Origin of the sequence: Citrobacter sp. Cpo065 (assembly GCF_030332805.1) — a bacterium.
Classification (GTDB): domain Bacteria; phylum Pseudomonadota; class Gammaproteobacteria; order Enterobacterales; family Enterobacteriaceae; genus Citrobacter; species Citrobacter portucalensis.
Map to the genome: position 1 here is coordinate 66,880 of NZ_JAOWHC010000017.1, position 20,064 is coordinate 86,943.

The window sequence follows — 20,064 nt, forward strand, 5'->3', positions numbered from 1 at the left end:
TTTTTATTTTGCGTAGTGCCTCGCAGGAAATTCCTTTTAAACTGGACGTTTATACAGCACAATTCTATTTTGTGCGGGTAAGTCGTTGCTGTAAGGGGGCGTTGTGGATATTTCAATTATGATGAGTGCCGTGTTGGCGTTAGCCGCAGGGCTACTGGTAGGGTGGCTGGCGACAAAAGCACGCGCCGATCAAATCCGCGCCGACCTCATCGAAGAGCGACGTGAACTGGATATTGCGCTAAGCGCCGCTCGCCAGCAGCTCTCGCAGGAAGCACACTGGCGTGATGAGTGCGAACTCCTCAATAACGAATTACGCAGTCTGCACAGTATCAACACCTCTCTGGAAGCCGATCTCCGTGAAGTCACTACCCGGCTGGAAGCAACGCAACAGCATGCGGAAGATAAAATCCGCCAGATGATCAACAGCGAACAGCGTCTGAGTGAACAGTTTGAAAATCTGGCGAATCGTATTTTTGAGCACAGCAACCGCCGTGTTGATGAGCAAAATCGCCAAAGTCTGAACAGCCTGCTTGCGCCGCTTCGTGAACAACTGGACGGTTTTCGTCGCCAGGTTCAGGATAGCTTTGGTAAAGAGGCACAAGAACGCCATACCCTGGCACACGAAATTCGTAATCTCCAGCAACTGAATGCGCAGATGGCGCAGGAAGCGGTAAACCTGACGCGTGCATTAAAAGGCGATAACAAAACGCAGGGTAACTGGGGAGAGGTCGTACTCACGCGGGTACTCGAAGCCTCTGGTCTGCGTGAAGGTTATGAATATGAAACCCAGGTCAGCATCGAAAACGACGCCCGTTCGCGAATGCAGCCTGATGTCATCGTTCGGCTACCGCAGGGTAAAGATGTGGTGATCGATGCGAAAATGACGCTGGTCGCCTATGAGCGCTATTTTAACGCAGAAGACGAATACACCCGCGAAAGTGCATTGCAGGAGCACATCGCCTCGGTGCGCAACCATATTCGACTGCTGGGTCGCAAAGATTATCAGCAGCTTCCTGGGCTGCGTACGCTTGACTATGTGCTGATGTTTATCCCCGTTGAGCCCGCTTTTTTGCTGGCGCTCGACAGACAGCCCGAACTGATTACCGAAGCGCTTAGAAATAACATTATGCTGGTGAGCCCTACCACGCTGTTGGTGGCATTGCGCACGATCGCCAACCTGTGGCGCTACGAGCATCAGAGTCGTAATGCGCAACAAATTGCCGATCGGGCCAGCAAACTTTATGACAAGATGCGGTTGTTTGTGGATGATATGTCGGCAATAGGTCAAAGCCTGGACAAAGCCCAGGACAACTACCGACAGGCGATGAAAAAACTCTCTTCCGGTCGTGGAAACGTCCTGTCGCAGGCAGAAGCTTTTCGTAGTTTAGGCGTGGAAATTAAGCGCGAGATAAATCCTGAGCTGGCTGAACAAGCTACTACACAGGATGAGGAATACCGCTTGCGCTCGGTCCCTGAGACGCAACAAGATGCGTCTTACCCCGAGGATGAAGCGGTAAATCAGCAATCAAACTAGTCCATTTGGGGTAGTTGAACCCGGTAGAAGGGTAGGGCAAATTGGCCCAATCTGTTACACTTCTCGAACATTTTTTGGATGAGCAGGCACTGAGATGGTGGATAATTCACAAGAAACGACGCACTTTGGCTTTCAGACCGTCGCTAAAGAGCAGAAAGCTGACATGGTGGCCCACGTTTTTCATTCTGTGGCGTCTAAATATGACGTTATGAATGACTTAATGTCATTTGGCATTCATCGTTTGTGGAAGCGCTTCACCATTGATTGCAGTGGCGTGCGTCGCGGGCAAACCGTTCTCGATTTAGCAGGCGGTACCGGCGATCTGACGGCGAAATTCTCTCGCATGGTTGGTGAAACCGGCAAAGTTGTGCTGGCGGATATCAATGACTCAATGCTCAAAATGGGTCGCGAAAAGCTGCGTAATATTGGCGTGGTAGGTAACGTTGAGTACGTTCAGGCGAATGCGGAAGCATTACCTTTCCCTGACAACACGTTTGACTGCATCACCATCTCTTTCGGTCTGCGCAACGTAACGGATAAAGACAAAGCATTACGCTCCATGTACCGCGTATTGAAGCCGGGCGGACGTCTACTGGTGCTGGAATTCTCCAAACCCATAATCGAACCGTTGAGCAAAGCCTACGACGCATACTCTTTCCATGTTCTGCCGCGCATAGGTTCAATGGTAGCAAGCGATGCGGACAGCTACCGTTATTTGGCGGAGTCCATCCGTATGCATCCCGATCAGGACACCTTAAAAGCAATGATGCAAGATGCCGGGTTCGAAAGCGTTGATTACTACAACCTGACAGCAGGTGTCGTTGCGCTGCATCGTGGTTACAAGTTCTGACAGGAGAGTGGGGATGCCTTTAAAACCCTTAGTAACCGCAGGCGTTGAAAATCTGCTCAACACCTTTCTGTACCGTTCTCCTGCGCTGAAGTCAGCCCGAACGCGTTTACAGGGTAAGGTGCTGCGTGTTGATCTCAAAGGATTTTCAACACCGTTAGTCCTGGTATTTAGCGAGCGCCAGGTCGATGTGCTGGGGGCATGGGAAGGCGAAGCCGATTGCACCGTAATCACATATGCCAGTGTGTTACCGAAATTGCGTGATCGACAGCAACTCACCACGCTTATCCGCAGCGGTGAGCTGGAAGTCCAGGGCGATATCCAGGTAGTACAGAACTTTGTTGCGCTGGCCGATCTGGCGGAGTTGGATCCTGCAGAACTGTTAGCACCCTATACCGGCGATATCGTCGCGGAAGGGGTCAGCAAAGTCTTGCGTGGTGGAGCGAAGTTCCTGTGCCATAACTTTCAGCGCCAGCAGCGCTATGTCGCCGAAGCGATCACTGAAGAGTGGCGCATGGCTCCTGGTCCACTAGAGGTTGCATGGTTTGCTGAAGAAACGGCAGCCGTTGAGCGCGCGGTTGAATCTCTGGCCAAACGGCTGGAAAAACTGGAGGCCAAATGACGCCAGGTGAAGTACGGCGCCTTTATTTCATCATTCGCACTTTTTTAAGCTACGGTCTTGATGAACTCATCCCCAAAATGCGAATCACGCTGCCGCTTCGGTTGTGGCGTTACTCGTTGTTCTGGATGCCCAACCGACATAAAGACAAACCGCTGGGAGAAAGGCTGAGACTGGCTTTACAGGAACTCGGCCCGGTGTGGATCAAGTTTGGGCAAATGCTCTCTACCCGTCGTGACCTTTTCCCTCCGCACATCGCCGATCAGCTTGCGCTATTGCAGGATCGGGTTGCCCCGTTCGATGGGCTTAGAGCGAAAAAACAAATCGAAGAGGCTATGGGCGGGCTGCCCGTCGAGGAATGGTTTGATGATTTTGAGATCACGCCGCTGGCATCTGCGTCTGTTGCTCAGGTCCACACTGCGCGGTTGAAATCGAATGGCAAAGAGGTGGTGATCAAAGTTATTCGCCCGGACATACTTCCGGTCATCAAAGCGGATTTAAAACTGATCTACCGCCTGGCTCGTTGGGTTCCTCGTCTGCTGCCAGATGGGCGTCGCCTGCGACCAACAGAAGTCGTCCGTGAATATGAAAAAACGTTGATCGATGAACTGAATCTGCTGCGCGAATCGGCGAACGCCATTCAGCTACGACGTAATTTTGAAGATAGTCCGATGCTGTACATCCCGGAAGTGTATTCCGACTACTGCAGTCAGAACATGATGGTGATGGAGCGCATTTACGGTATCCCGGTTTCAGATGTCACCACGCTTGAGAAGAACGGCACCAATATGAAATTGTTGGCCGAGCGTGGTGTTCAGGTCTTCTTTACTCAGGTATTCCGCGACAGCTTTTTCCATGCGGATATGCATCCCGGGAACATTTTTGTCAGTTATGAGCACCCTGAAAACCCGAAATACATTGGTATTGATTGTGGGATTGTGGGCTCTTTAAACAAAGAAGATAAGCGTTACCTGGCTGAAAACTTCATTGCGTTCTTTAACCGCGATTACCGCAAAGTTGCTGAACTGCACGTAGATTCTGGTTGGGTTCCGCCGGATACCAACGTAGAAGAGTTTGAATTTGCCATTCGTACCGTGTGCGAGCCGATTTTTGAAAAGCCGCTGGCGGAGATTTCCTTTGGTCACGTGCTGTTGAATCTGTTCAACACTGCGCGCCGCTTCAATATGGAAGTTCAGCCTCAACTGGTATTGCTCCAGAAGACGCTGCTGTACGTTGAAGGTGTCGGACGACAACTCTACCCGCAGTTAGATTTGTGGAAAACGGCTAAGCCATTCCTCGAATCCTGGATTAAAGATCAGGTCGGTATTCCAGCGCTCGTTAGGGCATTTAAAGAAAAAGCACCGTTCTGGGTCGAAAAAATGCCAGAAATACCTGAACTGGTGTATGACAGTTTGCGCCAGGGCAAATATTTACAGCACAGTGTTGATAAGATTGCCCGCGAGCTTCACGCGAATCATGTACGCCAGGGACAATCCCGTTATTTATTGGGCATTGGCGCAACATTGTTGCTAAGTGGAACATTCCTGCTGGTAAGCCGCCCTGAGTGGGGGCTTATGCCGGGCTGGTTAATGGCGGGAGGCGTCATAGCCTGGTTGATCGGCTGGCGCAAAATGCGCTGAATTTTTCATCGCCCAAGGCAGGTCGTGTAACGTATACTACGGCCTTATTAATTCATCATCTATGACAGAGGAACATGTATGGGTGGTATCAGTATTTGGCAGTTGTTGATCATTGCCGTCATCGTTGTACTGCTATTTGGCACCAAGAAACTCGGCTCCATCGGTTCCGATCTTGGCGCGTCGATCAAAGGCTTCAAAAAAGCGATGGGTGATGATGAGCCTAAGCAAGATAAAACCAGCCAAGACGCTGATTTTACTGCTAAATCCATCACCGATAAGCAGGGTGAAGTGAAAAAGGAAGACGCCAAAAGCCAAGATAAAGAGCAGGTATAATCCGTGTTTGATATCGGTTTTAGCGAACTGTTATTGGTGTTCGTGATCGGCCTCATTGTTCTGGGGCCGCAACGATTACCTGTAGCGGTAAAAACGGTTGCTGGCTGGGTTCGCGCTTTGCGCTCCCTTGCAACTACTGTTCAGAATGAACTGACCCAGGAGCTTAAGCTTCAGGAGTTTCAGGACAGCCTGAAGAAAGTAGAGAAAGCGAGCCTGACAAATCTGACCCCGGAGCTGAAAGCGTCAATGGATGAGCTGCGTGAAGCGGCGGAATCGATGAAGCGTTCTTACAGCGTGCACGATCCTGAGAAAGCGAGCGATGAAGCGCACACTATCCATAATCCGGTGGTGAAAGAAGGTGAAGCGCAGCGAGAAGGGGTAACCCCTGCCGCCGCTGAAAACCAGGCCAGTTCGCCGGAGCAAAAACCGGAATCCACGGGTGCTAAAACGCCAGAGCAGACGGAAAACACTTCCGCCACGTTGATGGATGCAGAAAAGAAAGCTGCCGCACCTGTTGTCGAATCCTCCCCCTCGTCGAGTGATAAACCGTAAACATGGCTGTAGAAGATACCCAACCGCTCATTACGCATCTTATCGAGCTGCGTAAGCGACTCCTGAACTGCATTATTGCGGTTATCGTGATCTTTCTGGCGTTGGTTTACTTTGCCAACGACATTTACCATATGGTTGCGGCACCGCTGATTAAACAGATGCCGCAGGGTGCAACGATGATCGCCACCGATGTGGCCTCACCGTTCTTTACCCCTATAAAGTTAACCTTCATGGTGTCGCTGATCCTGTCAGCGCCAGTGATCCTCTACCAGGTATGGGCATTCATTGCGCCTGCTTTGTACAAACATGAACGTCGCCTGGTTGTGCCGCTGCTGGTCTCCAGCTCGTTGTTGTTCTACATCGGCATGGCATTCGCCTATTTTGTCGTCTTCCCGTTGGCGTTTGGTTTTCTGGCTAACACGGCTCCGCAAGGCGTGCAGGTATCGACAGATATTGCCAGCTATCTCAGCTTTGTAATGGCGCTATTTATGGCTTTCGGTGTCTCTTTTGAGGTCCCTGTCGCCATTGTGCTGCTATGCTGGATGGGCATTACGACACCTGAAGATTTGCGTAAGAAACGACCTTACGTGGTGGTGGGAGCATTCGTCGTCGGGATGTTACTGACTCCGCCAGATGTCTTCTCGCAAACGTTGTTGGCGATACCGATGTACTGCCTGTTTGAAGTGGGCGTTTTCTTCTCTCGTTTCTATGTCGGTAAGCGACGTACGCGAGATGAGGACAACGAGGCTGAAGAAGCAAAAGAAGCCGAAGCCACCGAGAAAACAGAAGAGTAAATTCAACCGCCCGTCAGGGCGGTTGTCATATGGGAGGTAGCATGTTTGATATTGGCGTTAATTTAACCAGTTCACAATTTGCGAAAGACAGGGATGATGTTGTGGCGCGCGCCTTTGCTGCGGGCGTAAACGGTATGCTTCTGACCGGAACAAACCTGCACGAAAGCCAGCAGGCGCTGAAGTTGGCGCAACATTATCCGCATTGCTGGTCCACGGCTGGCGTGCACCCGCATGACAGTAGCCAATGGCAATCCTCAACGGAAGACGAGATTATCGCGCTGGCAAACCAGTCTGAGGTGGTCGCTATTGGCGAGTGCGGTCTGGATTTCAATCGCAATTTCTCCACGCCACAGGAGCAGGAACGTGCTTTTGAGGCACAACTGCGCATTGCCGCTGAACTGCAGATGCCGGTTTTCATGCATTGTCGGGATGCCCATGAGCGTTTTCTGACGTTGCTGGAGCCGTGGCTGGATAGTCTCCCGGGCGCGGTGCTGCACTGTTTTACCGGAACACGGCAGGAAATGCAGGATTGTGTGGACCGAGGGCTTTATATTGGTATTACCGGCTGGGTCTGTGATGAGCGCCGTGGGATGGAACTGCGGGAACTGCTGCCGTTTATTCCGGTAGAAAGACTACTGATCGAAACCGATGCGCCTTACCTACTTCCTCGCGACTTAACGCCTAAACCGACGTCACGGCGCAATGAACCGGCGCACCTGCCACATATTCTTGAGCGTATTGCCCACTGGCGCGGAGAAGATCCTCAATGGCTGTCAGCAACCATTGATGCTAACGTCCGAACGTTGTTCGAAGTGACCTTCTAAACGGCTTAAATTTTTCGAAAACCGGTATTTTTCACGCTCTGCTTAACTTCTTTATTCAACAGGTTAAGCAGTAGCATGGAACGCGCTTCGCCATCCGGTTCGGTGAAGATCGCTTTTAGCCCCTCAAATGCCCCTTCAGTAATAATCACGCTGTCCCCTGGCTGAGGAGTTTGCGGGTCCACAATACCTTCAGGCTTGTAGATAGAAAGCTGGTGAATAACGGGAGAAGGGACGGTCGCAGGCGTCGCGCCAAAACGGACGAAATGGCTGACACCACGCGTGGCATTGATAGTGGTGGTGTGGATCACTTCCGGGTCGAACTCGACAAACATGTAATTAGGGAATAGTGGTTCACTGACTGTGGTACGTTTACCGCGCACTATTTTTTCCAGGGTGATCATAGGCGTCAGGCAGTTCACCGCCTGTCTTTCCAGGTGTTCCTGGGCTCTCTGAAGTTGCCCACGTTTGCAGTACAGTAAATACCAGGATTGCATAATAACTCTTATCCGCTTGTTCTGAGCGCAAGCATAGCAAAAGCCATGCGTTAAGTTAATTATACCCACCTCAACGCAGGCTGAAACCCAATGGGTATATACGCCCGGGGCTTATATGTATCGCCAGAGTTCACGCTAATTTAACAAAAATACAGCATCACAATGATGAACGCCGTATAATGAAGCGCTTACGAAGAGGCCACAATGGACGCCATGAAATATCACGATTTACGCGACTTCCTGACGCTGCTTGAACAGCAGGGCGAGCTCAAACGCATTTCGCTTGAGGTGGATCCCCATCTGGAAATTACTGAAATTGCCGATCGCACTCTGCGTGCCGGTGGGCCTGCGTTACTGTTTGAGAATCCGAAAGGCTATTCAATGCCGGTGCTGTGTAACCTGTTTGGCACACCAAAGCGTGTTGCGATGGGGATGGGACAAGAAGATGTCTCGGCGCTACGAGAAGTCGGTAAACTGTTGGCGTTTTTGAAAGAGCCAGAGCCACCGAAAGGATTCCGCGATCTGTTTGATAAGCTGCCGCAGTTTAAGCAGGTGTTGAACATGCCGACTAAGCGGTTGCGCGGTGCGCCTTGTCAGCAAAAAATCTACTCAGGCGATGACGTTGATTTAAACCGCATTCCGATTATGACCTGCTGGCCGGAAGATGCCGCGCCGCTGATTACCTGGGGACTCACCGTAACGCGTGGTCCGCATAAAGAGCGGCAGAATCTGGGCATCTATCGTCAGCAGCTGATTGGCAAAAACAAGCTCATTATGCGCTGGCTGTCCCATCGCGGCGGCGCGCTTGATTACCAGGAGTGGTGCGCAGCGCATCCGGGCGAACGCTTCCCGGTTTCTGTGGCGTTAGGAGCAGATCCTGCGACCATTCTGGGGGCCGTGACGCCGGTCCCTGATACATTATCCGAGTACGCATTTGCCGGGCTGTTGCGCGGAACCAAGACCGAAGTGGTTAAATGTATTTCCAACGATCTGGAAGTGCCTGCCAGCGCAGAAATCGTGCTGGAAGGGTACATTGAACCGGGCGAGCTGGCTCCGGAAGGGCCGTATGGCGATCATACCGGCTACTACAACGAAGTAGATAGCTTCCCGGTCTTTACCGTCACGCACATTACCCAGCGTGAAGATGCAATTTATCACTCTACCTATACCGGACGCCCGCCAGATGAACCCGCGGTGCTCGGCGTGGCGCTGAACGAAGTCTTCGTGCCTATTCTGCAAAAGCAGTTCCCGGAAATCGTCGATTTTTATCTACCTCCGGAAGGCTGTTCTTATCGCCTGGCCGTCGTGACGATGAAAAAACAGTACGCTGGCCATGCCAAACGCGTCATGATGGGTGTTTGGTCGTTTTTGCGTCAGTTTATGTACACCAAATTTGTTATTGTTTGCGATGATGACGTCAACGCACGCGACTGGAATGATGTGATTTGGGCAATTACTACCCGTATGGACCCGGCCCGGGATACGGTACTGGTAGAGAATACGCCAATTGATTACCTGGACTTTGCCTCGCCGGTTTCCGGCCTTGGTTCAAAAATGGGGCTGGATGCCACAAATAAATGGCCGGGCGAAACCCAACGTGAATGGGGACGTCCGATTAAAAAAGATCCTGAAGTGACTGCGCGCATTGACGCAATTTGGGATGAACTGGCCATCTTTAATGACGGCAAAAGCGCCTGAGGCGCGATCGTTTTGCCTATTGATCCGACAGAGAGAGCGCATGACAACCTTAAGCTGTAAAGTGACCTCGGTAGAAGCTATCACTGACACCGTATATCGCGTTCGTTTAGTGCCAGACGCGGCGTTTTCCTTTCGTGCTGGCCAGTATTTAATGGTCGTGATGGATGAAAGGGATAAGCGTCCGTTCTCCATGGCATCAACGCCGGACGAGCAAGGATTCATTGAGCTGCACGTTGGCGCCTCTGAGCTAAATCTTTACGCCATGGCCGTGATGGACCGTATTCTGAAAGACCGGGAAATCAAGGTCGACATTCCGCATGGCGAAGCCTGGCTGCGTGACGAAGATGAGCGCCCGCTGATCCTGATTGCCGGTGGTACAGGGTTCTCTTACGTGCGTTCTATTCTGCTTACCGCGCTCGCGCGCAACCCAAACCGCGATATCACCATTTACTGGGGCGGTCGCGAGGAGAAGCATCTCTACGATCTCTCCGAGCTGGAAGCGCTGTCTGTGAACCACCCGAATCTGCGCGTTGAGCCAGTGGTGGAACAGCCTGAAGACGGCTGGCGTGGTCGTACGGGAACCGTGTTAACGGCAGTATTGCAGGATTACGGTACCTTGGCGGAGCATGATATCTACATTGCCGGGCGTTTTGAAATGGCCAAAATCGCGCGCGATCTCTTCTGTAATGAGCGAAGTGCACGTGAAGATCGCCTGTTTGGCGACGCTTTCGCGTTCATTTAAGCGCTGTGCGCCGGAGCCCTTCCGGCGCATTCATCACCAACCTTACTTCTTCTAACAGGGTGCAAGCCCGGTCTCGTTGTTCCTCTTTTTCACCACGTTTTTTAGTAAACATGTTTTTCCTATCTATTAATCACAAAACTTAACTTTTGTGACAGGTCTCTTTTTGTTTAGTAAACAAAATTGGCTAACTAGACACAATCAAATTGCGAGGCGCAAACGAGGAAAACCATGAGGCTCGGACTGGATATTGGCGGGACTAAAATCGAAGCGGTGGTGATTGATAACGCGGGTGAAATTGTTTACCGCGAGCGATGCGCGACACCAAAGCAGAGTTACGGTGATTTTTTCCAGGCCGTGACGGAGATGATTGCTAAGGCCAGACTGGCCGTTAATCAGCCTTTATCGGTTGGCGTTGGGGTGCCCGGCGCGGTGGATAGCGAAGGTTTGATTAAGAATTCGAACATCCTGGTGCTCAATCAACAGGCCTTTGCGCAAGACCTTGAGCGAGCATCAGGAATGCCAGTGCCGGTTACCAATGATGCCAACTGCTTTACCTTGTCGGAAGCGATGGACGGTAGCGGACACGGGCATAGCGTGGTATTTGGCGTGATCCTCGGTACCGGTTGCGGCGGCGGACTATGCATCGATAACCGCTTGATCTCTGGACCTAACGCCTGCGCAGGAGAGTGGGGGCATAATGCATTGCCGCGCTACCACGAATCTCAGGACGGGGCTGGAGTGAGATGCTATTGCGGACAGTTGAACTGTATTGAGAGCTTTATTTCCGGCAGCGGTCTGGAACGCCAGTACCTGAATCACACCGCGCAGCATGTGGGTGTGCCACAAATTATGCAACAGGTAGAATCGGGTGATGCGGATGCTTGCTTTGTATGGGAACGCTATTGCGATCAACTGGCGCGTGCATTGGCGGGCGTGGTGAATACGCTCGATCCCGATGTTATCGTGCTTGGGGGTGGGGTATCCAATATCGATTTACTGTATTCGGGTTTACAGGCGCGAGTGGCGCAGTACGTATTTGGTAAGCAGTGCCGCACACCGATCGTTCGGGCCCGTCACGGCGACAGCAGCGGCGTACGCGGTGCGGCCTGGCTGGGGGCGCAACAAGCCATAGTAGAATCAATGAGAGTGAAATGACGAAACCTGTACGTATCAGAGATATTGCCGAAGCTTGTGGTGTTTCAGTTGGTGCAGTTTCCCGCGCCCTAAAAGGGCAGCCGGGGCTGCGTGAAGACACCCGGCTGCGCATTATTTCTGTGGCGCAGCAGCAGGGTTATGATTTTTCCCGTCTGCGCACTGACAAGATCAAACGCGTCCTGTTTTTGCTTCACCGCCAGCACAATATCAGCCGGGCATTGCCATTTTATTCTCAACTGCTGCTGGGGATAGAAGATAATTGTCGTGACCATGGTATTGCGCTGAGCTTTCTCTCCATTGGTCCAGGCGATGCAGTGAGTGAGCAGGTGCTGCTGCACCAGCCTGATGCGCTGATCTGTGCCGGATTTTTTGAGCCTGAATTACTTGGCTTGCTGCAACAGATGAAACTGCCGTTGGTGCTGGTGGATCTCTGGGCGCCGGGCCTGCCTTGCGTGAATCCGGACAACACCCAGGGCGGTTATCTGGCTACACAACATTTGATTGCACAAGGTCGCAGCCGTATTGCTTTTCTTGCCAGCACGCTTGCGCACTACAGCATCCGTCAGCGCGAGAAGGGTTACCGTCAGGCATTGTATGAGGCCCGTTTGCTGATGCCGCCAGAGTATGAAGCCATTGCGCCGCCGCTGCTGGATACCGAGCAATCTTTGGTGGAGGCGGTGAATGAATTGCTCAGTCTGCCAGAGCCGCCCGACGCTATTTTTGCCTATAACGATGCGGCAGCGCTGGTTGTTCAACGGGTGTGTGCGCAGCAGGGTATACGTATCCCGGAAGATCTTGCGCTGGTTGGGTTTGATGATATCGATGCTGCGGCCTGGTCACATCCACCACTCACCACCATTGCGGTTGATAAACAACAATTGGGGCGTGAAGCGCTGCGTTTATTGCTGGAAGAAAATCAGGAAGAGAATCTGCTGTTGCCGGTGCAGTTAGTGGTACGTGGTAGTTCAGGGAAATAAAAAACCCGCCCCTGACAGGCGGGAAGAACGGCAACTAAACTTTCTCTCTTCGCCATTGGCACCATAACTGTGTTGGCTGCGCTCATTCACCCGAATCACTTACTATACGTAAGCTCATCGGGATTCATTCACTTGCCGCCTTGTTCTGGCACCAATGGCTTTGAGATAACATTTCGTAGGCCGGGCAAGCGAATCGCCCCCGGCATGCTTTGATTAAACTCGCTCAAATACCGTCGCGATGCCCTGGCCTAACCCGATACACATCGTCGCCAGGCCAAACTGTACGTCTTTGCGTTCCATCAGATTGAGCAGGGTGGTGCTGATACGCGCCCCAGAGCAACCCAACGGATGGCCCAAAGCGATCGCCCCGCCGTTGAGGTTGATCTTCTCATCGATCTGCTCCATCAGCCCCAGATCTTTAATGCACGGCAGGATCTGAGCGGCAAAGGCTTCGTTCATCTCAAACAAACCGATATCGCTGGTGGAGAGTCCCGCTTTTTTCAGCGCCAGTTTTGAGGCCGGAACCGGACCGTAACCCATAATTGACGGGTCGCAACCAACAACAGCCATCGAACGAATACGGGCACGCGGCGTCAGACCCAGCTCACGGGCGCGACTTTCGCTCATGACCAGCATCGCCGCAGCGCCGTCGGAGAGTGCGGAGGAAGTACCGGCAGTGACCGTTCCGCTAACCGGATCGAACGCCGGGCGCAGGGTGGAGAGCGCTTCAACGGTTGTCTCCGGGCGGATAACCTCATCGTAGTTAAACTGTTTCAGCACGCCGTCGGCATCATGACCGCCGGTCGGGATGATTTCGTTTTTAAACGCGCCAGACTGCGTTGCTGCCCAGGCACGGGCGTGTGAACGCGCGGCGAAGGCGTCCTGCATTTCACGGCTGATGCCGTGCATACGAGAGAGCATTTCCGCGGTCAGACCCATCATTCCCGCGGCTTTTGCCACGTTGCGGCTCATGCCCGGGTGGAAATCAACGCCGTGACTCATTGGCACATGGCCCATATGCTCCACGCCGCCAATCAGGCACGCCTGAGCATCGCCGGTCATGATCATGCGTGCCGCATCGTGCAGCGCCTGCATGGACGAACCGCACAGGCGGTTGACCGTGACGGCTGGAACGGAGTGCGGAACTTCCGCCAGCAGCGCGGCGTTACGGGCGATGTTGAAACCCTGCTCCAGCGTTTGCTGCACACAGCCCCAGTAAATATCATCAAGCGCGGATGGCTCCAGCGCAGGATTTCGCGCCAGCAGGCTACGCATTAAGTGTGCGGAGAGATCTTCTGCCCGCACGTGACGAAACGCGCCCCCTTTCGAACGGCCCATCGGGGTACGGATCGCATCAACAATTACAACCTGTTCCATTGTGACTCCTTAAGCCGTTTTCAGGCTGCCAACCGGGCGGGCAGGCTCAACCTGGGGATAATACGGTTCGTTATGGCGCGCCTTATCACGCAGACCAGTCGGAACTTCATACAGCGCTCCGAGGTGCTGATACTGCTGGGCCATATCGAGATACTTCGCGCTGCCGAGCGTATCCAGCCAGCGGAACGCGCCACCATGGAACGGAGGGAAGCCCAGGCCATAAACCAGCGCCATATCGGCTTCTGCCGGGCTGGCGATAATGCCTTCTTCCAGACAACGCACCACTTCGTTGACCATTGGGATCATCATGCGAGCGATAATCTCTTCATCACTGAAGTCGCGTTTCGGCTGGCTGACTTCTGCCAGCAGATCGTCAACGGTGGCATCCTCTTCTTTCTTCGGCTTGCCCTTGTTGTCTTCTTTATAACGCCAGAATCCAAGACCGTTTTTCTGTCCGAAACGGTTCGCATCAAACAGGGCGTCTATCGCGTCGCGATAATCTTTCTGCATACGCTGAGGGAAGCCTGCGGACATCACTGCCTGCGCGTGATGTGCGGTATCAATTCCCACCACGTCCAGCAGATAAGCCGGGCCCATCGGCCAGCCAAACTGTTTTTCCATGACTTTGTCGACTTTGCGGAAATCCGCCCCATCGCGCAGCAGCTGGCTGAAACCGGCAAAATACGGGAACAGCACGCGGTTCACGAAGAAACCGGGGCAGTCGTTGACCACAATTGGGGTTTTGCCCATCTGGCTTGCCCAGGCGACAACTTTGGCGATGGTTTCATCCGAGCTTTTCTCGCCGCGAATAATCTCAACCAGTGGCATGCGGTGTACTGGGTTAAAGAAGTGCATCCCACAGAAGTTTTCCGGGCGCTTGAGCGCGCTGGCCAGCTCGTTGATTGGGATGGTGGAGGTATTTGAAGCCAGTATGGTGTTCGGGCGTACCTGATCTTCGGTTTCTGCCAGTACCGCTTTTTTCACTTTCGGGTTTTCTACGACAGCTTCAACCACCACGTCCACACGCTCAAAACCGCTATAGTCGAGGGTTGGATGAATAGTGGAAATCACGCCCGCCATTTTCAGACCGTCAATTTTGCCGCGCTCAAGCTGTTTGTTCAGCAGCTTGGCCGCTTCAGTCATGCCCAGCGTTAATGATTTGTCGTTGATATCTTTCATGACAACCGGCACGCCTTTCCAGGCTGACTGGTAAGCGATGCCGCCGCCCATAATGCCCGCGCCCAGCACCGCAGCTTGCTTCGGTGCTTCAATATTTTTGGTGAGTTTTTTGGCTTTGGCTTTGACGAACTGATCGTTAAGGAAGATCCCAACCAGCGCGCGAGCTTCACTGGTGTGCGCCAGTGGAACAAAGCTTTTATTTTCCAGATTCAGCGCTTCTTCACGGCCAAAACGGGCCGCTGCTTCAATGGTTTTTACCGCGGTAATCGGCGCGGGATAATGCTTCCCTGCCGTCTGTGCCACCATGCCTTTAGCGATGGTAAAGCTCATAGCCGCTTCAATTTTGCTGAGTTTCAACGGCTCCAGCTTCGGCTGACGTTTGGCCTTCCAGTCGAGGTCGCCGTTAATCGCCTGACGTAATACTGCGATCGCGCCATCAAGCAGTTTGTCTTGCTTCACTACGCCATCGACCAGGCCGATTTTTAGCGCCTGCTCAGCACCAACATCCTTACCTGCCGCAATAATTTCCAGCGCGCTGTCCGCACCCAGCATACGTGGCATACGCACGGAGCCGCCAAAGCCCGGCATAATGCCCAGCTTGGTTTCCGGCAGGCCAATGCGCAGGTCCGGCGTTGCCAGACGATAATCGGTTGCCAGAACACACTCGCAGCCGCCACCCAGCGCGTAGCCGTTTACCGCTGAGAGGGTCGGAACAGGCAGATCTTCGAGGCGATTAAAGACGCTGTTGGCAAAATGCAGCCACTGGCTCAGTTGTTCTTCAGGCACGAGGAACAGTGAAAGGAATTCGGTGATATCGGCACCAACAATAAAGGCTGCTTTGTTAGAACGCAGTAGCAGCCCTTTTAAATTCGGTTGTTTTTCCAGCACATCAAGCGCATGGCCCAGGCTGGCAACGGTGGCCGTGTCGAGTTTATTGACCGAACCAGGGGCATCGAACACCAGTTCGGCGATGCCATCTTCCAGCCAGTCGAGGTACAGGGTGTCGCCTTTGTAAAGCATGTCAGTCTCCTGAATCCGCAAGGTGATCTGGTCATACCAGATGAATCGAAGTGTGTGTTTTATGTTAATAAAATGCAAATAAATGATTAAAGAAATGACGATTCGATCACGCTCGGCAGAAATCACGCACTCACAAAGCGATGTGCTAAGATGCGGAGACTTGAGGTCAAAAAACAGAAGGATAGAAAATGGAATCGCTGGCCGCACTCTATAAAAATCATATCGTTACCTTACAGGAACGGACGCGCGACGCGCTGGATCGCTTCAAACTGGATGCATTACTTATTCACTCTGGCGAACTTGTTAACGTCTTTCTCGACGATCATCCATATCCGTTTAAGGTCAATCCACAATTTAAAGCCTGGGTGCCTGTAACACAGGTTCCTAACTGCTGGTTGCTGGTGGATGGCGTAAACAAGCCGAAACTGTGGTTCTACCTGCCGGTCGATTACTGGCACAACGTTGAGCCGCTACCAACCTCTTTCTGGACGGAAGAAATCGAGATCATCGCGCTGCCGAAAGCGGATGGTATCGGTAGCCAACTGCCTGCTGCTCGAGGCAATATTGGTTATATCGGCCCGGTTCCGGAACGTGCGCTGCAACTGGACATCGCGGCCAGCAACATCAACCCGAAAGGGGTGATCGACTACCTGCATTATTACCGCGCCTATAAAACGGAATACGAACTGGCCTGTATGCGCGAAGCGCAGAAAATGGCGGTAAATGGACACCGTGCAGCAGAAGAAGCGTTCCGTTCCGGAATGAGCGAGTTTGACATCAACCTCGCTTACCTGACTGCCACCGGTCACCGCGACACCGACGTGCCATACAGCAACATCGTGGCGCTTAACGAGCATGCTTCGGTTCTTCATTACACCAAGCTGGATCATCAGGCACCGTCTGAAATCCGCAGCTTCCTGCTAGATGCTGGTGCGGAATACAACGGTTATGCGGCAGATCTGACGCGTACCTGGTCGGCGAAAAGCGACAATGACTATGCGCATCTGGTGAAAGACGTTAACGACGAAGAGCTGGCGCTGATTGCCACCATGAAAGCAGGCACCAGCTACGTGGATTATCACATTCAGTTCCATCAGCGCATCGCGAAGCTGCTGCGTAAGCATCAAATCATCACCGATATGAGTGAAGAGGCGATGGTGGAAAACGATCTTACCGGGCCGTTTATGCCGCACGGTATCGGTCACCCGCTGGGTCTGCAGGTACATGATGTCGCTGGCTTTATGCAGGACGACAGCGGTACTCATCTGGCCGCACCGTCGAAATATCCTTACCTGCGTTGCACCCGCGTACTGCAACCGGGCATGGTTCTGACCATCGAACCGGGCATTTACTTCATTGAATCTCTGCTGGCGCCGTGGCGTGAAGGGCAGTTCAGCAAGCACTTCAACTGGCAGAAAATTGAAGCACTGAAACCGTTCGGCGGTATTCGTATTGAAGACAACGTGGTGGTCCACGAAAACAATATCGAAAACATGACGCGGGATTTGAAACTGGCGTAATGGACAGTTGGTTAATCCCTGCGGCGCCGGTTAGCGTCGTCGAAGAGATCAAAAAAAGCCGCTTCATTACGCTGCTCGCCCATACGGACGGCGTAGAAGCGGCAAAGGCGTTTGTTGAGTCAGTCAAAGCGGAACACCCGGACGCCCGCCACCATTGTGTGGCGTGGGTGGCGGGTGCGCCCAATGACTCGCAGCAGCTAGGGTTTTCAGACGATGGCGAACCGGCGGGTACGGCAGGTAAACCGATGCTCGCGCAGCTGATGGGGAGCGGTGTCGGCGAGATTACCGCTGTAGTCGTGCGCTACTACGGCGGTATCCTTCTCGGTACTGGAGGGTTGGTAAAAGCCTACGGTGGTGGTGTGAATCAGGCGTTGCGCCAGTTAACGACACAGCGCAAGACGCCATTAACCGAATATACTTTGCAGTGTGAGTACGGTCAGCTGGCAGGCATTGAAGCCTTGCTGGGGCAGTTTGACGGTAAAGTCGTTGCCAGTGATTACCAGGCTTTTGTTCGGCTCAGGGTGGCGCTTCCTTTTGCCAAAGTGGATGAGTTTTCGGCAAAACTGGCGGATTTTAGTCGTGGTTCATTGCAATTGTTAGCGATTGAAGAATAATCCCCACCTCATTTTAAAGAACTAAGGAAGCGGCAGAGATGCATTTTCGCGCCATCACCCGAATCGTTGGACTACTGGTCATCTTATTCTCGGGGACAATGATTATCCCCGGACTGGTAGCGCTCATCTACCGCGATGGGGCTGGGCGTGCATTCACCCAAACTTTCTTCGTTGCTCTGGCGATCGGCTCCATGCTGTGGTGGCCAAACCGTAAAGAGAAGGGTGAGCTGAAATCGCGTGAAGGATTTCTGATTGTCGTTTTGTTCTGGACCGTTCTGGGCAGTGTGGGTGCGCTACCGTTCATCTTTGCTGAAAGCCCTAACCTGACGATAACCGACGCTTTTTTTGAATCCTTTTCCGGATTAACCACTACAGGTGCGACGACGCTGGTGGGGCTGGATTCATTGCCACACGCGATTCTCTTTTATCGCCAGATGCTGCAATGGTTCGGTGGGATGGGGATCATCGTGCTGGCGGTGGCTATCCTGCCTATTCTTGGTGTTGGTGGGATGCAGCTCTATCGTGCAGAAATGCCGGGGCCGCTGAAAGATAATAAAATGCGCCCGCGTATTGCCGAAACGGCGAAAACGCTGTGGCTAATCTATGTATTACTGACGGTGGCGTGCGCGCTGGCGCTATGGTTTGCCGGGATGCCCGCGTTTGACGCCATTGGGCACAGTTTTGCCACAATCGCCATCGGTGGTTTTTCCACACACGATGCCAGCGTGGGGTATTTCGACAGTCCCACGATTAACACCATCATTGCTATCTTCTTGCTGATCTCCGGTTGTAACTATGGTCTGCACTTCTCTTTATTAAGTGGGCGTAGTCTGAAGGTCTACTGGCGGGATCCGGAATTCCGCATGTTTATCGGCGTGCAGTTGACGCTGGTGGCAGTCTGTACGCTGGTGCTATGGATACACAATACCTATGGCTCGGCGCTCACGACGATCAACCAGGCCTTTTTCCAGGTGGTATCGATGGCTACGACCGCCGGATTTACCACGGACAGTATTGCCCGCTGGCCCCTGTTCCTGCCAGTGCTGTTGCTGTGTTCTGCTTTTATCGGCGGCTGTGCCGGGTCGACGGGCGGTGGCTTGAAGGTGATTCGTATCCTGCTGCTGTTTAAGCAGGGTAACCGCGAATTGAAACGACTGGTCCATCCGAATGCGGTTTACAGTATCAAACTGGGTAACCGTGCGTTGCCGGAGCGAATTCTTGAAGCCGTATGGGGATTCTTCTCTGCCTATGCGCTGGTCTTTATTATCAGTATGCTGGCGATTATTGCGACCGGTGTTGATGACTTCTCCGCGTTTGCCTCTGTTGTGGCAACGTTGAATAACCTGGGGCCTGGACTGGGGGTTGTCGCCGACAACTTTGCCAGTATGAACCCTGTGGCGAAGTGGATCCTGATTGCCAATATGCTGTTTGGTCGTCTGGAGGTCTTTACTCTGCTGGTGCTCTTTACCCCTACCTTCTGGCGTGAATAATGGAGTAACACGTGAAAACACTGATTCTTTTTTCTTCCCGGGACGGACAAACGCGTGAAATCGCTGAGTATCTGGCTTCTGAACTCAAAGAGCTGGGCGTTTGGGCAGATGTTGTTAATTTGCATCGTACCGCGGAGCCGGACTGGCAAAATTATGACAGCGTGGTAATTGGCGCCTCGATTCGCTACGGTCATTACCATGCTGCTTTTCAGGAGTTTGTGAAAAAGCATGCCACACGGCTGAATTCGATGCCGAGCGCGTTCTACTCCGTAAACCTGGTTGCCCGTAAACCGGAGAAACGTACGCCGCAAACCAACAGCTATGCGCGTAAGTTCCTGATGAGTTCGCCGTGGCGACCAGACCACAGCGCAGTCATTGCGGGTGCTTTGCTGTATCCACGCTATCGCTGGTATGACCGCGTTATGATCCAACTGATAATGAAGATGTCAGGCGGTGAAACGGATACGAATAAAGAAGTGGTGTATACCGATTGGGAACAGGTTGCGAGATTCGCGCGAGAAATAGCCCAATTAACCAACAAAGCGTTGTTAAAATAAGCGCAAAGAATAAAAAATACGCACTCGGAAGATTATTTTAAATTTCCCCTTGTCAGCCTGAAATAACTCCCTATAATGCGCCTCCACTGACACGGAAC

The 20,064-nt window shown here is 52.7% G+C and carries 19 protein-coding genes; 16 read left to right on the top strand and 3 right to left on the bottom strand.

All coding sequences use genetic code 11. The annotated features are described in order from the left end of the window. The first annotated feature begins 103 nt into the window (after positions 1-103). The 8 genes from rmuC (at position 104) to tatD (ending at position 7,143) form a co-directional block, all read left to right on the top strand. The gene (gene rmuC / locus OGY68_RS00400; RefSeq protein WP_095533171.1) at positions 104-1,534 is read left to right on the top strand and encodes a DNA recombination protein RmuC; all 1,431 of its coding nucleotides are present in this window, start codon (positions 104-106) and stop codon (positions 1,532-1,534) included. A 94-nt stretch (positions 1,535-1,628) separates the two neighbouring features. Beyond that, the gene (gene ubiE, locus OGY68_RS00405; RefSeq protein WP_003017897.1) at positions 1,629-2,384 is read left to right on the top strand and encodes a bifunctional demethylmenaquinone methyltransferase/2-methoxy-6-polyprenyl-1,4-benzoquinol methylase UbiE; all 756 of its coding nucleotides are present in this window, start codon (positions 1,629-1,631) and stop codon (positions 2,382-2,384) included. Between the two features lie 13 nt (positions 2,385-2,397). Next, positions 2,398-3,003 carry a ubiquinone biosynthesis protein UbiJ gene (ubiJ, locus tag OGY68_RS00410; RefSeq protein ID WP_003828918.1) on the top strand — a complete coding sequence of 202 codons (606 nt, stop codon included), beginning with the start codon at positions 2,398-2,400 and terminating at the stop codon, positions 3,001-3,003. Beyond that, positions 3,000-4,640, top strand: a complete 1,641-nt coding sequence (gene ubiB / locus OGY68_RS00415) for a ubiquinone biosynthesis regulatory protein kinase UbiB (protein WP_003828916.1) — start codon at positions 3,000-3,002, stop codon at positions 4,638-4,640. Before ubiJ ends, ubiB begins: the two co-directional genes overlap by 4 nt. Before the next feature lie 78 nt (positions 4,641-4,718). Further along, positions 4,719-4,973: a Sec-independent protein translocase subunit TatA gene (tatA, locus tag OGY68_RS00420; protein ID WP_003017888.1), complete on the top strand. Its 255-nt coding sequence runs from the start codon at positions 4,719-4,721 to the stop codon at positions 4,971-4,973. Positions 4,974-4,976: 3 nt separating this feature from the next. Further along, the gene (tatB, locus tag OGY68_RS00425; protein WP_048227528.1) at positions 4,977-5,525 is read left to right on the top strand and encodes a Sec-independent protein translocase protein TatB; all 549 of its coding nucleotides are present in this window, start codon (positions 4,977-4,979) and stop codon (positions 5,523-5,525) included. A 2-nt stretch (positions 5,526-5,527) separates the two neighbouring features. Continuing rightward, positions 5,528-6,319 carry a Sec-independent protein translocase subunit TatC gene (tatC, locus tag OGY68_RS00430; protein ID WP_003828911.1) on the top strand — a complete coding sequence of 264 codons (792 nt, stop codon included), beginning with the start codon at positions 5,528-5,530 and terminating at the stop codon, positions 6,317-6,319. A 41-nt stretch (positions 6,320-6,360) separates the two neighbouring features. Further along, a complete protein-coding gene (gene tatD, locus OGY68_RS00435; RefSeq protein ID WP_032945714.1) occupies positions 6,361-7,143 on the top strand; it encodes a 3'-5' ssDNA/RNA exonuclease TatD in 783 nt (260 codons plus the stop codon). Positions 7,144-7,148: 5 nt separating this feature from the next. Here tatD and rfaH read toward each other — a convergent pair whose 3' ends face one another. Beyond that, the gene (gene rfaH, locus OGY68_RS00440) at positions 7,149-7,637 is read right to left on the bottom strand and encodes a transcription/translation regulatory transformer protein RfaH (RefSeq protein ID WP_003017881.1); all 489 of its coding nucleotides are present in this window, start codon (positions 7,635-7,637) and stop codon (positions 7,149-7,151) included. 204 nt (positions 7,638-7,841) lie between these two features. On the opposite strand from rfaH, the gene ubiD reads away from it, so the two are divergent. From ubiD to OGY68_RS00460, 4 genes are all read left to right on the top strand, one after another. Beyond that, positions 7,842-9,335 (top strand): 4-hydroxy-3-polyprenylbenzoate decarboxylase, encoded by a 1,494-nt coding sequence (gene ubiD, locus OGY68_RS00445; RefSeq protein WP_003828905.1) that lies wholly within the window; start codon positions 7,842-7,844, stop codon positions 9,333-9,335. Positions 9,336-9,375: 40 nt separating this feature from the next. After that, on the top strand, positions 9,376-10,077 hold the full coding sequence (gene fre, locus OGY68_RS00450; RefSeq protein ID WP_003828903.1) for an NAD(P)H-flavin reductase: 702 nt from the start codon (positions 9,376-9,378) through the stop codon (positions 10,075-10,077). A 228-nt stretch (positions 10,078-10,305) separates the two neighbouring features. Further along, the gene (locus OGY68_RS00455; protein WP_048237119.1) at positions 10,306-11,232 is read left to right on the top strand and encodes an ROK family protein; all 927 of its coding nucleotides are present in this window, start codon (positions 10,306-10,308) and stop codon (positions 11,230-11,232) included. Continuing rightward, positions 11,229-12,209 (top strand): LacI family DNA-binding transcriptional regulator, encoded by a 981-nt coding sequence (locus OGY68_RS00460; protein ID WP_020996097.1) that lies wholly within the window; start codon positions 11,229-11,231, stop codon positions 12,207-12,209. The genes OGY68_RS00455 and OGY68_RS00460 overlap by 4 nt, the downstream gene beginning before the upstream one ends. Before the next feature lie 213 nt (positions 12,210-12,422). Here the strand turns inward: OGY68_RS00460 and fadA are convergent, their stop codons facing one another. Continuing rightward, on the bottom strand, positions 12,423-13,586 hold the full coding sequence (gene fadA / locus OGY68_RS00465) for an acetyl-CoA C-acyltransferase FadA (RefSeq protein ID WP_057067477.1): 1,164 nt from the start codon (positions 13,584-13,586) through the stop codon (positions 12,423-12,425). 9 nt (positions 13,587-13,595) lie between these two features. Continuing rightward, positions 13,596-15,785 carry a fatty acid oxidation complex subunit alpha FadB gene (gene fadB, locus OGY68_RS00470; RefSeq protein ID WP_057067478.1) on the bottom strand — a complete coding sequence of 730 codons (2,190 nt, stop codon included), beginning with the start codon at positions 15,783-15,785 and terminating at the stop codon, positions 13,596-13,598. 188 nt (positions 15,786-15,973) lie between these two features. Here fadB and pepQ point away from each other — a divergent pair, with 188 nt between their 5' ends. The 4 genes from pepQ to hemG are packed head-to-tail and all read left to right on the top strand — an operon-like array spanning position 15,974 to position 19,966. Next, positions 15,974-17,305: a Xaa-Pro dipeptidase gene (gene pepQ / locus OGY68_RS00475; protein ID WP_057067479.1), complete on the top strand. Its 1,332-nt coding sequence runs from the start codon at positions 15,974-15,976 to the stop codon at positions 17,303-17,305. Beyond that, complete coding sequence (locus OGY68_RS00480; RefSeq protein WP_003017851.1) at positions 17,305-17,919, top strand: IMPACT family protein; 615 nt, start codon at positions 17,305-17,307, stop codon at positions 17,917-17,919. The genes pepQ and OGY68_RS00480 overlap by 1 nt, the downstream gene beginning before the upstream one ends. Positions 17,920-17,957: 38 nt before the next feature. Then, entirely contained in the window at positions 17,958-19,409 is a 1,452-nt protein-coding gene (gene trkH / locus OGY68_RS00485; protein WP_003017848.1) for a Trk system potassium transporter TrkH, read from the top strand. An 11-nt stretch (positions 19,410-19,420) separates the two neighbouring features. Beyond that, positions 19,421-19,966, top strand: a complete 546-nt coding sequence (hemG, locus tag OGY68_RS00490; RefSeq protein ID WP_032945724.1) for a menaquinone-dependent protoporphyrinogen IX dehydrogenase — start codon at positions 19,421-19,423, stop codon at positions 19,964-19,966. Positions 19,967-20,064 lie beyond the last annotated feature (98 nt).